14 protein-coding genes and 6 pseudogenes are annotated in these 14,113 nt (G+C 33.8%); all 20 read right to left on the reverse strand.

Annotated elements, in window-relative coordinates:
• Positions 1–10 precede the first annotated feature (10 nt).
• On the reverse strand, positions 11–208 hold the full coding sequence (locus tag PL321_RS20955) for a YwmB family TATA-box binding protein (protein WP_443110742.1): 198 nt from the start codon (positions 206–208) through the stop codon (positions 11–13).
• Entirely contained in the window at positions 157–696 is a 540-nt protein-coding gene (locus PL321_RS04655) for a hypothetical protein (RefSeq protein ID WP_273963639.1), read from the reverse strand. Before PL321_RS04655 ends, PL321_RS20955 begins: the two co-directional genes overlap by 52 nt.
• Before the next feature lie 62 nt (positions 697–758).
• Positions 759–1,127 carry an ATP synthase F1 subunit epsilon gene (gene atpC / locus PL321_RS04660; RefSeq protein WP_273964401.1) on the reverse strand — a complete coding sequence of 123 codons (369 nt, stop codon included), beginning with the start codon at positions 1,125–1,127 and terminating at the stop codon, positions 759–761.
• 52 nt (positions 1,128–1,179) lie between these two features.
• Positions 1,180–2,574, reverse strand: coding sequence for a F0F1 ATP synthase subunit beta (gene atpD / locus PL321_RS04665; protein WP_273963641.1), 1,395 nt, complete (start codon positions 2,572–2,574; stop codon positions 1,180–1,182).
• A gap of 10 nt (positions 2,575–2,584) precedes the next feature.
• Positions 2,585–3,292 carry an ATP synthase F1 subunit gamma gene (gene atpG / locus PL321_RS04670; RefSeq protein WP_337961078.1) on the reverse strand — a complete coding sequence of 236 codons (708 nt, stop codon included), beginning with the start codon at positions 3,290–3,292 and terminating at the stop codon, positions 2,585–2,587.
• 159 nt (positions 3,293–3,451) lie between these two features.
• A pseudogene (gene atpA, locus PL321_RS04675) lies at positions 3,452–4,955 on the reverse strand (F0F1 ATP synthase subunit alpha).
• The gene (gene atpH / locus PL321_RS04680) at positions 4,952–5,503 is read right to left on the reverse strand and encodes an ATP synthase F1 subunit delta (protein WP_273963642.1); all 552 of its coding nucleotides are present in this window, start codon (positions 5,501–5,503) and stop codon (positions 4,952–4,954) included. Before atpH ends, atpA begins: the two are co-directional and overlap by 4 nt.
• A gap of 281 nt (positions 5,504–5,784) precedes the next feature.
• Positions 5,785–5,982, reverse strand: coding sequence for an ATP synthase F0 subunit B (locus PL321_RS04685; protein ID WP_273963643.1), 198 nt, complete (start codon positions 5,980–5,982; stop codon positions 5,785–5,787).
• Between the two features lie 137 nt (positions 5,983–6,119).
• The gene (atpE, locus tag PL321_RS04690; RefSeq protein WP_273964403.1) at positions 6,120–6,365 is read right to left on the reverse strand and encodes an ATP synthase F0 subunit C; all 246 of its coding nucleotides are present in this window, start codon (positions 6,363–6,365) and stop codon (positions 6,120–6,122) included.
• A 23-nt stretch (positions 6,366–6,388) separates the two neighbouring features.
• Positions 6,389–7,089, reverse strand: a pseudogene (locus PL321_RS20960) (F0F1 ATP synthase subunit A).
• A 787-nt stretch (positions 7,090–7,876) separates the two neighbouring features.
• Positions 7,877–9,037 (reverse strand): non-hydrolyzing UDP-N-acetylglucosamine 2-epimerase, encoded by a 1,161-nt coding sequence (gene wecB, locus PL321_RS04705; protein WP_273963649.1) that lies wholly within the window; start codon positions 9,035–9,037, stop codon positions 7,877–7,879.
• A 4-nt stretch (positions 9,038–9,041) separates the two neighbouring features.
• Entirely contained in the window at positions 9,042–9,440 is a 399-nt protein-coding gene (locus tag PL321_RS19630; RefSeq protein ID WP_443110692.1) for an MraY family glycosyltransferase, read from the reverse strand.
• Positions 9,413–9,892 (reverse strand): MraY family glycosyltransferase, encoded by a 480-nt coding sequence (locus tag PL321_RS19635; RefSeq protein ID WP_337960959.1) that lies wholly within the window; start codon positions 9,890–9,892, stop codon positions 9,413–9,415. The genes PL321_RS19630 and PL321_RS19635 overlap by 28 nt, the downstream gene beginning before the upstream one ends.
• Positions 9,893–10,275: 383 nt before the next feature.
• Entirely contained in the window at positions 10,276–10,722 is a 447-nt protein-coding gene (locus PL321_RS04715) for a deoxycytidylate deaminase (protein ID WP_273963650.1), read from the reverse strand.
• Between the two features lie 8 nt (positions 10,723–10,730).
• Positions 10,731–11,362 (reverse strand): annotated as a pseudogene (gene upp, locus PL321_RS04720) (uracil phosphoribosyltransferase).
• 19 nt (positions 11,363–11,381) lie between these two features.
• Positions 11,382–11,830: pseudogene (rpiB, locus tag PL321_RS04725) on the reverse strand (ribose 5-phosphate isomerase B).
• A 74-nt stretch (positions 11,831–11,904) separates the two neighbouring features.
• Positions 11,905–12,349: pseudogene (locus PL321_RS04730) on the reverse strand (low molecular weight protein arginine phosphatase).
• 9 nt (positions 12,350–12,358) lie between these two features.
• Positions 12,359–13,399 (reverse strand): annotated as a pseudogene (locus PL321_RS04735) (L-threonylcarbamoyladenylate synthase).
• 166 nt (positions 13,400–13,565) lie between these two features.
• A complete protein-coding gene (locus tag PL321_RS04740) occupies positions 13,566–13,847 on the reverse strand; it encodes a ZIP family metal transporter (RefSeq protein WP_273964405.1) in 282 nt (93 codons plus the stop codon).
• A gap of 46 nt (positions 13,848–13,893) precedes the next feature.
• Positions 13,894–14,091: a hypothetical protein gene (locus tag PL321_RS04745; RefSeq protein WP_273963652.1), complete on the reverse strand. Its 198-nt coding sequence runs from the start codon at positions 14,089–14,091 to the stop codon at positions 13,894–13,896.
• Positions 14,092–14,113: the final 22 nt, after the last annotated feature.

Here is a 14,113-nt window from a genome sequence, read left to right on the forward strand (position 1 = left end):
TCCTCCAAAATTAATACTCTTCATATATTAGTGGACTGCCAATCCAAATATATGTGCATTTATTTAAATCACTATATCTTAAGGCTATGTTTAAATTTACATATTTATCTTCACATTTTTCCTCTCCTCCAGCGTTGGCAAAAGCAGAAACACTAACTAAGTTTTCATTTTCAATCCCATTAACGAAAATAGCTCCTTTTCTTTTAATATTTCAGCTGCCTTATCCTTCATCTCCTTAGTTGTTAGTTTTCCATCAAATCGCCCTATAACCAATATTGAAAACTTAGGAATGGCCCTATGTCTTAAAAAATTAATAAAAATAGTTTGCTTAATATTATTTATATTCACATTATGTGCATTTTGTGAAACTGTTACAGAAGCATAAATTCTATCTTCTATATCCTTTAATCTTACTGTTATATAACCCCTTGATAAAATTGCATTGAAAAGAAACTCCTCTTCTGTTTGTGTATAATCATAGGAAATGATGTCAAAACCATTGATTAGTTCTTTAGATAGCAAATATTTATCACTATAACCAGATAAGAAACCACTACCTTCTAATTGAATAGTAATTGTTTCAGCACCCGCTTGATAGCAAACATTAACAATATCTGCATAAATTTTATTTTGATATTTCCAAAATGTAAACGAAAAAATAAATAATATTAATAATAAATAAAACCACTTTTTCATTTTAACACCCTCCCCTTTTATAAAAGAGTATGTCCAAGAAAAAGTGGTTTTATTCAAATTTTCTATTTTTTGTTCAATATATCACTGGCCTTTAATCTTGCAGTTGCCTTCATAAGCTTTAACTTTGCCTTAAGATAGTCAACATTTTCATCCTTTGCAATAAGCTTTTTCCTTGCTCTATCAAGCTCTTCCTCTGCTCTTTCTCTATCTATTTCCTCAGGCCACTCTGCTGCATCTGCCATTATAATTGCCTTATTATCTAAAAACTCTATAAAGCCACCTGCAATAACTGCATATTTGTTAAATCCATCCTGTGTTATCTTTATTACATCTGGTAAAAGTGCTGCAACATAGGGTGTGTGATTTGCAAGAAACTGCATCCTTCCAACAAGACTACTAACAATTAATGAATCTACTTCTCCTTTAAAAATCTTCTATCTGGTGTAACAATCTCCAGGCTAAATTTAGCCATACTATCACCTCTTATACCTCATATCCTAATGCCTTTGCCTTTTCAACTACCTCATCTATAGTTCCGACCATAAAGAAGGCTGCCTCAGGAATATTATCATACTTACCATCAAGTATTTCTTTAAATCCTCTTACAGTCTCCTTTACAGGTACATATTTACCCTTTATTCCTGTAAATTGTTCTGCTACTGAGAAGGGTTGTGATAAAAATCTTTGAACCTTTCTTGCCCTTGATACAACTAATTTGTCCTCCTCTGATAGCTCATCTATACCAAGGATAGCAATTATATCCTGAAGCTCTTTATATCTTTGAAGAATATTTTTAACTCTTTGTGCTGTTTCATAGTGTTCTTCACCAACTATTCTTGGGTCAAGTATTCTTGACGTTGAATCAAGTGGGTCTACTGCTGGATAAATACCAAGTTCTGCTATTGATCTTGATAAAACTGTTGTTGCATCAAGGTGCGTAAATGTTGTAGCTGGTGCTGGGTCAGTTAAGTCATCTGCAGGAACATATACTGCCTGAACAGATGTAATCGAACCATGCTTTGTTGATGTAATTCTCTCTTGCAGTGCTCCCATTTCGGTTGCAAGAGTTGGTTGATATCCAACAGCTGATGGAATTCTTCCAAGTAATGCTGAAACCTCTGAACCTGCCTGTGAAAATCTAAATATATTGTCTATAAATAAAAGTACATCCTGACCTTTATCTCTAAAGTATTCTGCCATAGTAAGACCTGTTAGAGCTACCCTCATTCTTGCTCCTGGAGGTTCGTTCATTTGGCCAAATACAAGAACGGTATTGTCTATAACCTTTGACTCCTTCATTTCATTGTAGAGGTCATTACCCTCTCTTGTTCTTTCTCCAACTCCTGTAAATACAGAAAGGCCTCCGTGCTGCTTTGCTATATTATTTATAAGCTCCTGTATCAAAACTGTCTTTCCAACTCCTGCACCACCAAACAGACCAATTTTTCCACCCCTTTGATATGGTGCAAGAAGGTCTATAACCTTAATACCTGTTTCAAACATTTCCGGTTGCACTGACTGTTCCTCAAAACTTGGAGGTGTTCTATGAATGGAATAATACTCCTCTGCATCTACCTCTCCTAAATTGTCAATAGGTTTTCCTAATACATTAAATAATCTACCTAATGTTTTTTCTCCAACAGGTACAGAAATTGGAGCATTAGTATCTTCTGCTAAGGCACCACGTACAAGGCCGTCTGTTGAATCCATAGCAATAGCTCTTACTGTATCATCCCCTATGTGCTGCATAACCTCAGCAACAAGCTCTTTACCATTGTTATCTATCTTAATAGCATTATAGATACTTGGCAAATGTCCTTCTTCAAACTTTATATCTACAACAGGCCCAATAACCTGTACAACCTTTCCCTTACTCACACTATCCCTCCTACTCCTTTAGTGCTTCTGCACCACTTACAATCTCAGTTATCTCTTGTGTTATGTTGCTTTGTCTCAAACGATTATACATAGTTTGAAGTTTGTTTAATAGCTCCTGTGCATTCTTTGTGGCACTATCCATAGCACTCATCCTCATTGCGTATTCACTTGCAATACTTGATAAAATTGCAAAATAGAGCATATTATTTAAATACTTTGGGAAAATATAGTCAAGCACCTTACTTGCTCTTGGTTCAAACTCAAATTCTCTATTTACCTTCTCCATAGGCTTTTCAAGTGGAAGAAGCCTTAAAACTTCAACCTCCTGCTTAACTGGTGAATAAAACTTAGTATAAATAAGTTTTACATTCCTAACCTCACCATTTTTATAGGCATCTATTGCGTGCTTCATAATATCTACAGCATCCCAATAAACAGGATAGTCACCAACTTCTACATACTCTGCAATTGTATCGTATCCTCTTCTTACAAAATAACTTCTTGCCTTTTCTCCAACAGTCAAAAGCTTAACCTTTTTGCCCTCCATCTCTTCTACAGCTCTTTTTATTACATTTGCATTGTAGCTTCCGCAAAGCCCAGAGTCGGAAGTTATAATTATATATAAATCTGTATCAACCTTGTTTTTATTAAAGTAAATACTCGACTCAGCATCCTGACTTAGTGCCAGTGTTTTTATTACCTCATTGAATTTATTTATATATGGCTGGTTTTTTCAGCCCTTGCTCTTACCTTTTTAAATTTAGATGTTGCAACAAGGCCCATTGCCTTTGTTATTTTTGTGTATTTTGTACTGACTTTATTCTTCTTTTTAAGTCAATTAGCCCTCCTGCCATAAAAACACCTCCAGAAGGGTATATTATTTAAATTTACCCTTAAATTCATTAATTGCATCCTCTAACATTTTCTTTATTTCATCTGTTAATTCCTTTTTCTCAACTATAGCATTTAAGACTTCTCTCCTGTGAGTTTTTAGAAAATCTAAATATTCCTTTTCAAATCTTCTAACATCCTCTACCTTTATATCATTTAAATAATTATTTATTGCTGCGTATAAAATGGCTATTTGTTCTTCAACTGGCATAGGTGAATACTGCTCTTGTTTTAATATTTCTACAAGTCTTTGCCCCTTTTCAATTCTTGCTCTTGATTCTTTATCAAGGTCAGAACCAAATTGTGCAAAGGCAGCAAGCTCTCTATACTGTGCAAGCTCAATTCTAAGCATACCTGCAACCTGTTTCATTGCCTTAATCTGTGCAGAACCTCCAACACGGGAAACAGATATACCAGGGTTTATAGCAGGTCTTACCCCTGCAAAGAAAAGATCTGTCTCTAAAAATATCTGACCATCTGTAATCGAAATAACATTCGTTGGAATATATGCCGTAACATCCCCTGCAAGTGTTTCAATTATAGGAAGAGCAGTCATTGAACCTCCTCCAAGCTCATCTGACAGCTTTGCAGCTCTTTCTAAAAGTCTTGAATGTAGATAGAATACATCACCTGGATACGCTTCACGTCCTGGTGGTCTTCTTAATAATAGTGACATAGTTCTATATGCCACAGCGTGCTTTGATAAATCATCATAAACTATCAAAACGTGTTTTCCATTGTACATAAACTCTTCCCCATAGCACAACCTGCATATGGAGCTAAAATTGAAGTGGTGCTGTATCAGATGCTGAAGCTGATACAACTATTGTATAATTCATTGCACCTGCCTGTTCAAGTGTATTTACTATATGTGCAACCGTTGACTGCTTTTGTCCTATTGCAACATAAATACAAATTACATCCTTACCCTTTTGGTTAAGGATTGCATCTATTGCAATTGCTGTTTTTCCTGTTTGTCTGTCTCCTATGATAAGCTCTCTTTGTCCCTTACCTATTGGAACCATTGAGTCTATTGCCTTTATACCTGTCTGCATAGGTTCCTTAACAGATTTTCTTTCAATAACTCCTGGTGCCGCAGTCTCAATAGGTCTTGTTTTTGATGTCTTTATTGGCCCTTTCCCATCAATTGGTTCACCCAAAGCATTTACTACTCTTCCAATCAATGCTTCTCCAACAGGTACTTCAACAACCTTTCCTGTTCTTTTTACTGCATCTCCCTCTTTTATTCCCTGTTGATTTCCAAATAAAACTGCACCTACATTTGACTCTTCAAGATTTAGTGCCATACCGTATATTCCATTTGGAAATTCTAATAGTTCTCCTGCCATACAATTATTTAAGCCGTAAATTCTTGCAATATCGTCTCCAATTTGAACTATTGTACCAGTATCCTCTATCTCAAATTTATTTTCATATTCCTCAAGCTGTCTTTTTAATATACTTGTTATCTCATCTGGTCTTATGCTCATACTATCACCTCATCCTTCTTCAGAAGTTGTTTTCTTATTCTTTCAAGCCTTCCCTTTACTGTTTCATCGATAGTTTCATCTCCAACTCTAAGATATACTCCACCAATCAAGGACTCATCAACCACATTTTCTATCTCTATATCACAGCTATACTTTTTCTCTAACTTACTCCTTAGTGCCTCTATTTCTTCATCTGTTAATTTTATTGCAGTTTTTACAATTGCAAACTTTACACCTATATGCTCAAAATACCTATATTTTAATTCCTCATTTACCAAAAATATATCTTCAATTCTATCGTGGGTTATAAGAAGAATAATTGTTCTTATAAGTTCATCAGGTGTTTTACCCTTTAGAGAATTATTTATTAAATTTATCTTCTCATCATCCTTAATTTCAGGATGAATCAAAAATTCATATAACTGTTTATTATCCTTAAGAAGTTTGCAGAAATTTTCAAAGTCCTCAACACATTCTTTAACATTGCCTGTTATTATTGCCTCTTCTAACAGTGCCTCTGCATACTTTGATGCTACTAATTCATGCATATTATGCACCTACCCTGTTTATAAAATCCCTTATTAACGCACGGTGTTTTTCTTCATCAAGTTCCTTTTCTATAGCCTTTGTAGCAGCTAAAATTGATAAAGATACAATTTGCCTTTTAATTTCATCCTGAGCCCTTTCTATTTCAAGTTGTGCGTCTTCTCTTGCCCTCTGTCTTATAAAATCTGCTTCCTTTTAGCAGCTTCTACTATCTCATCGTGTATGTTTTGTGCCTTAAGTTTATATTCCTCTACAATTTTTCTTCCCTCTTCATTTAGCTCTTTTATTTTATCTTCATAATGTTTTTTAACTCCTCTGCTTCCTTCTTTTTATTTACGGATGTTTTTATATTGTTTTCAATTGTATTTGTTCTATTTTCCATAAATGTTGTAACTGGTATAAACAACTTTTTCTTAAGGTATATATATAAAATAACAACATTGAATATTGTTATTACAACTGTCCATAAATTTATCTCCATAATTTCACCTCCAAAGGCTTAAAATAGGAATTAATCCTATTTTAATTAGAAAGTTTTGCTTAGCCCCACTAAGGATTTAAATTCAAAATTTAGTCCTTAATGGGGCTAATTTTTGTTTAGTAAATATAAGTTTTATATTATACTAACTTAACAATTATAAGTAGTATTGCAACAAGCAATCCATAAATCGCTGTTGCTTCTGAAAAGGCTGAACCTATGATTAGTGTACTTACTATATCATTTTTAGCCTCTGGTTGTCTTGAAACTGCTTCTACTGCCTTTCCTGTAGCAATTCCTGTACCTATTCCTGCACCAAGACCTGCAAGTGCAGCAATACCAGCTCCTATTGTTGAAAGTCCTAATATAAATGCTTTTGGATCCATTGTAGTCATTATAATCTCCTCCTTTAATGTTCTGATGTAGTTTTTATAAATATCATTGTTAACATAACAAATATAAACATCTGTATTGTTCCATCAAACAAATCAAAGTATATGTGAAATGGTATTGGAATAAAGGCTGCAAATACAGGAACCTTAAGATGTAATGAATGGCTTAAAAACTCTAAACCTTCATATAAAAGTTCCATCATAATTACTGCAGCAGTTATATTTCCAAATAATCTTAAGCTCAACGAAACAGGAACAACTAATCTTTCTATAATGTTCAACGGAAGCATAAACCAAAATGGTTTAGCATATCCTTTGAAATATCCTAATATTCCACTGTGAACTATGGCATTTGCCTGTATAATCACAAAGGAAATTATAGCAAGACCAAGTGCTACGCTATAATCAGCAGTAGGTGGTCTAAATCCTGTCAAACCAAACAAATTTAAAAACAAAAGATAAATCATAAGTGTTCCAAAAAGGGAGCAAATCCTTTGTATTCATCTCCCATACTTCCTTTAACAAGGGAGTTTATTTTTTCTACAATTACCTCTACAAAAATTTGTTTACCCTTTGGAACTGTTTTTAATTCTCTTGTAACAAGTGGAACTGTCAGCATAATAAATGCCATAACTATCCACTGTGCTAATACAGAAAAATATATAGGAATATGTAAGCCTAATAGCCTTAATGTAAAAAGTGCTTCACTTTTTCCCATATTATACCTCCCTTCTTAATTCAATTAGCCCACTAAACTTCAAAGAAATATTTATAGTCAAATATCCTATAAAAAGCAAAAATACATTATATCCATCCTTAACAGCATTAGCTAAAATAAAAGCTAGAAGGATTATTCTAAGTGTAAAAAATACAAATTGTATTATTTTAGAATTATTGACTTTTTACTTACAATGTAATTTGTTCCTAAGGATAGAACTATAAAGTTAAACACCCCTATAAGATAACCTAAAAAATATGACACAGTGTAAATTTTGTATAATATTGATAATGGTATTATAAATATCAAAAATATGTAAAAGGAAAATTTGAGCTTCGTTATAATAAAGTTAAATATAAAATCATCAACCATAAAACACCACCAAAAATGTCTTTTATCTTAGTTTCTAAAGTTTTATATTTTTAATACATAAAAACTATATCGTATTATTACGATATACCAATATATAATACTCCCAGCGTTTTTGAATGTCAATTAGAACTAAAAATATTTTAATTTTATAACTTGTCAGAAATTTTAATTAAAAAGGCCGGTACCAAAATTTATGGTACCGGCCTACATTCACCCCAATAAGGTAACTGTCTGCCTTCTTGTTTACTGGACTACCCAACCTCCAAACTTGGCTGTCAGTTAGCCCTAACAATAGATATTTTAACACTTATTCGATAAAATTCAACACATTTTTATGTTAAAAATACGTAATTTAGACTGATTAGTCTAAATTACGTATTATAATTCTATTTATATCTACCTAAAACTATAGATTTCATTCAAAGTGAACATTTGCATAAAACTCATCAGGTCTTTCATTTACTAAACCAAAATAATATAATATGGCATCTACTATTCTTCGTGAAGCATAACCGTCGCCGTATGGGTTTACTGCGTTTGCCATAGTTTTATAGGCATCTACATTTTTTATTAATAATTCAGCCTCTTTATATACATTTTCCTCATCAGTACCTATAACCTTTACAGTTCCAGCCTTAACTGCCTCTGGACGTTCTGTAACATCCCTTAATACAAGAACAGGTTTTCCAAGATGAGGTGCCTCTTCCTGTAATCCTCCTGAATCAGTCATTACCATATAACATCTGTTCATTAAGTTATGTGTTTCCTTTGTATCAAGTGGTGGTAGAAGATGCACCCTTTCTACACCATCTAATATATCATATACTGTTTCTCTAACGACTGGATTTAAATGTACTAAATAAACAATCTCTACATCTTTATTGTTTTCAACAATTCTCTTAAAGGCTCTGCATATATTTTCAAGAGGCTGCCCCCAATTTTCACGTCTATGGGCAGTTACCATTATCACCTTTTTATTTTTAAAATCTATGTTATTCAAAACCTCGTTTTCAAAAACATATTCATCACAAACTGTCTCCTCAAGTGCATCTATTACTGTGTTTCCAGTAATAAATATTGTATCTTCCTTTATTCCTTCATTTAACAGATTTTGCTTTGAGGTAGGAGTTGGTGCAAAATGTATGTCAGCAAGTGCACCGGTAAGTTTTCTATTTATCTCCTCAGGATAAGGAAAATACTTATCAAAGGTTCTAAGTCCTGCTTCTACGTGCCCTATTTTTATTTTATTATAAAAGGCAGCAAGGCTTCCAGCAAAGGTTGTTGTTGTATCACCGTGAACTAAAACAATATCTGGCTTTACTTGCTTAAAAAGTTCATCAAGTCCCTCAAGAACACCTGTTGTAATGGATGTTAAAGTCTGTCTGTCCTTCATAATGTTTAAATCATAATGTGGTGTAATTTCAAATAAATCCAATACCTGGTCAAGCATCTGCCTGTGCTGTGCTGTTACACATACAATTGACTCTATATTTTCTCTTTTCTCAAGCTCCTTTACAAGTGGTGCCATTTTTATAGCCTCTGGTCTTGTTCCAAATATAGTCATTACCTTTAACATACAATCACCTCTTATTACTTTTTAAAAGCCCTAATTCTGTTGCAAAAGCTAATACTAAAGTACAAACAATCATCAATATCAAATAGGATTTTTTGTTGAGAACTAACATAGCTATAATAGATGTAATCCCGAAAATTCCACTAACTATATATAAAATTATTGCAACCTGTCTTTGGCTGTATCCTAATGCCAAAAGCCTATGATGAAGATGCCCTTTATCTGCCTCCATAATAGGTCTATTGTTTAATTTTCTTCTTATCATTGCAAATAAAGTATCATATATAGGAAGCCCAAGGGCTAATATTGGTACTGCTACCGCAACTGCTGTTGCTGACTTTATTGCACCTTGTATTGATATTGCAGCAAGGGTAAATCCTAAAAACTGTGAACCAGTATCTCCCATAAATATACTTGCTGGATTAAAGTTATAATATAAAAACCAACACAGGCACCTGATAATATTATTGATAAAATTCCTACTGTTATTCTTCCACTGATTATTGATACTCCAAACAGCGATAATGCAGATATTGTACAAACACCACAGGCAAGACCGTCTAATCCATCAATAAGATTTACAGCATTTGTCATACCAACAACCCACAGTATAGTTATTGGGATACCTAACCATCCTATATAAAAAGAACCTGTTCCAGGTAAAAATGGTATTGTTATGTAATTTACCTTTATTCCAAACAATATTAGAACACACGCTGCTATTATCTGAAATATAAGCTTTGTCTTTGGCTTAAGCTCCTTTATATCATCTACTATACCCATTGCAACTATAATAGATGCACCAGCTAAAATTCCATCAAACTTCGAATTAAAACCTATGTAATATAAAGAATACAATAAAAAGGATAAAAAATAGCAAGTCCCCCAAGCCTTGGTATGGGTTTTTATGCAGACGTCTTTCATCCTTTGGAACATCTATTGCATCTAATTTATATGCAAGCCTTTTTACGAAGGGTGTTAATAAAAAGATGTTAAGGCTGGCAGTACAAACATATATAAATACTTCATTTTAATACACCTCATTTGTTTTAAAATACCATATCCATTTTACCACAAAAATTCATAAAAAATAATTAAAAATAAATGAACTTTATAATAATATTAACCATATTACACATTGACACAATAATATTGCATTTTTAGTTTAACCTGAAATAAACTATTCAATAAAAAGACCGCTACAGAATGTAAAATAAACTTACTGTAGTGGTCATACATTATCACTTTAATAAAAATCTATCTATTTCAACTCCAGACTCCTTTATCATATGAAGTGACAATTCATCGGGATAGTCTCCTGAAAATACAATCCTTTTAATTCCTGATGCAATTATCTGTTTTGCACATATGATACAAGGCTGTGCAGTTACATATATTGTAGCACCCTCTATAGATATTCCATACTTTGCAGCCTGTATTATAGCATTTTGTTCTGCGTGCAGTGCTCTACAAAGTTCGTGTCTTTGGCCCGATGGAATGTTAAGTTCTTGCCTTAGGCATCCTATATCTATACAATGTTTCATTTTAGGCGGAACACCATTATAGCCTGTTGTTAAAATTCTATTTTCCTTTACAATAACTGCCCCAACCTGTCTTCTAATGCAGGTAGAACGTTTCTTTATAGTATGAGCAATCTCCATAAAATATTCGTCCCAGCTTGGTCTCATAGCTCCACCTACTTTGTGCCAAAAATTCTATCACCAGCATCTCCAAGTCCTGGAACTATATATCCGTGGTCATTTAGATATTCATCTACGTGGGCAACATAAATCTCTATATCTGGATGAGCATCAAGAACAGCCTTGATTCCCTCTGGTGCAGCGATTAAACACATAAGCTTTATATTTTTGCCCCCTTATCCTTTAAAAGCTTTATAGCATCTGATGCAGAACCACCAGTTGCAAGCATAGGATCTGTAACTATTATTTCTCTTTCTTCTATATCACTTGGAAGCTTACAGTAGTATTCAACTGGTTTTAAAGTTACAGGGTCGCGGTAAAGTCCTATATGTCCAACCTTAGCAGCTGGAACTAATTTTAGCATTCCATCTACCATTCCAAGCCCTGCTCTTAAAATTGGAACTATTGCAACTTTCTTTCCAGTTAGCATTTTTGCCTTTGTCTTGCATATAGGTGTTTCTATTTCAACCTCTTCAAGTTGAAAATTTCTTGTAACCTCATATCCCATTAGCATTGAAATTTCTTCAAGAAGTTCTCTGAAATCCTTTGAACCAGTGTTAACATCCCTCATTATTGAAAGTTTGTGCTGAATTAGTGGGTGGTCAATAACAATAACTCTCTTATCCATAATATCCTCCTTATACAATTTATTTTGAATATTTCTTTTCAATCTCTGATATTTTATCTATTCTTCTTTGGTGTCTTCCACCTTCAAATTCAGATTCAAGATAAGCATCTACAATATCAAGTGCAAGTCCAATTCCTGTTATTCTCTCTCCAAGTGCTAATATATTTGCATTGTTATGTTGTCTTGCCGCCTTTGCACTAAATGTATCTGTACAGTGAGCTGCTCTAATACCAGGAACCTTATTTGCTGCAATTGAAATTCCAATTCCTGTTCCACATACTAATATTCCTAAGTCGTACTCTCCCTTTACTATTGATTCTGCAACTTTTTCTGCAAAATCTGGATAATCGCAGGATTCTATTGAATAGCATCCAAAATCCTTATATTCAATCCCCTTCTTTTCTAAATGCTCTAATATAGCCCTTTAAGATTGTATCCTCCGTGGTCGCATCCTAATGCTATCTTCATAAATACTCCTCCTTTATATTAGTTATTATCTGCCTTTTTATTTAACAAAAAGGAAAGTAAAAGGCTAAAAAGCCTTAACTTTCCTTTAATTTATCGAATAGAATATCTATGGCTTGTTTAATTTCATTGGCACAAGCCCTATAAGTGTCAATATCTCCTCCAAATGGATCTACTATATCTCCACTTTTGCCAATATACTCATAAATAGTAAAAACTTTGTTTGAAAAGGATGGATAGTATGAAAGTATTGTATCTTTGTGTGCTCTTGTCATAGTTAGTACAAGGTCTGAATTTTCTAAAAGTTCATATGTAAGCTGCCTTGCAAGATGGTTTCTTATATCTATTCCCATTTCCTCCATAGCAAGTGCTGCATTTAAAGAACAAGCAGCACCATTTGTGGCATATATACCAGCAGATGAAATGCCTATATTAAGATTTAACTCCTGTGCCTTCTTTTGCTATTCCTTCTGCCATACAGCTTCTACACGTATTCCCTGTGCACACAAATAGTAGCTTCATACTTACCTCCTAAAGATTTATCACATTATATGATGCAGCCTTTTTCATTCTGTTCATTATAGCAAGTCCTAAACCGTCTTCTTCAAATCCTTCTGCATATATATAATCTACATCTATTTTATCAAATTCCCTCAGCGTGTCAAATAGATTTGCAGCAATAAGTCCTAATTTTTTCTGCTTCCTACTGAAATAATGTATCCACCCTTGTATAAATCCTTTGTTTCTTCTGTAGCAAGAACTCCAACAAGTTTTCCCTTTGCTTTCATTTCCTTTATTTTCATATTTATATATTCAACCGCTCTCTCTACTCTTCCTGTAATGATTGTCATTTCAGCCTTTGGAGCATAATGTCTATACTTCATACCAGGTGATTTTGGCTTTAAATTCTCATCAGGCTTTTTAATATTGTAGGGTCAATTTCAACCGTAAGCCCTATTTCCTCCAGCATATCCTTTGTTATGGCACCCGGTCTTAGTATTGTAACCTTTTCATCTAAAACCTCCACTACCGTTGATTCAAGTCCAAATTCGCACCTATCTCCTCCAATTATCATATCAACCTTACCCATTAAATCTTCAATTGTATGTTCTATTGTAGTTGGGCTTGGTCTTCCTGATATATTCGCACTTGGTGCTGCAATTGGTACATTTGCATACTCTATTAACCTTCTTGCAACCCTATTAGACGGCATTCTTATTGCTACACTATCTAAATTTGCTGTAACTAACATAGGTATTTTATTACTCTTTTTAAGCACAATTGTTATAGGTCCTGGCCAAAAGCTTTCCATTATTTTTTTGCGTTTTCAGGTATATATTCAACATATTCTGATATATCAAAATCAGCAACGTGAACAATTAACGGATTATCCTGTGGCCTTCCCTTGGCCTCAAATATTTTTCTGCAGGCCTTCTCATCTAATGCATTTGCACCAAGGCCATATACTGTCTCGGTTGGAAAAACAACAAGTCCTCCTTTTCTTATTATCTCTGCCGCCTCTCTTATTTTTTCATCATCGTGTTCATCTAAATAATAAACCTTTGTATCCAAACCATTCGCCTCCATCAGATTATATTAATAAGTATAAAGCCAATTATAAAACCTATTATAATTGACAAGGTAGAAAATAATCCTCTATAATTCTCCTTGCTCTCAGGGATAAGCTCTCCACAAACAATATAGAGCATAGTTCCAGAAGCAAATCCTAAAGAAACTGCTATAAAACTTTTTGTATTTCACCAATATAGGCACCAATGTAGGCACCTACTGCAGTTGGGAGTGCAGTTATTGCTGTAAATAAGATTATTTTTAGTTTAGACAAATTTGAATTTAAAAGTGGTGCCGCAACTGCCGCTCCCTCTGGAATATCGTGTAGGGCTATTACAAAGGCAATTTTATATCCTAAAATGCTGCTTCCTCTAAATCCCGAACCTATGGCAAGGCCTTCTGGGAAGTTGTGGGCTGCAAGCCCAATAGCAAGAAGCAGTGCAACTTTTATTCCTTTGCCGTACTTTTTACAAAATTGCTATAGGGTAAAAATATGTCTAAAAAGATATAAACAATACGCCGAATATTATTCCAATCAAAACTACCTCTATATCTGCCATAATTATAGCCTCTGGTATTAAATCAAAGGTAACCACCGAGAGCATAAGACCTCCTGCTATGCCCATAACAGCAGATAAAACTATGTTATTAGTTTTTCTAAAAGTACAGTTAAAGTTCCCCAAGGGATGTTCCAACCATACAACAAAGCGTTGCAAA

It is taken from the genome of Caloramator sp. mosi_1 (genome assembly GCF_028622835.1).
In the GTDB taxonomy this organism is placed as follows: Bacteria; Bacillota; Clostridia; order Clostridiales; family Caloramatoraceae; genus Thermobrachium.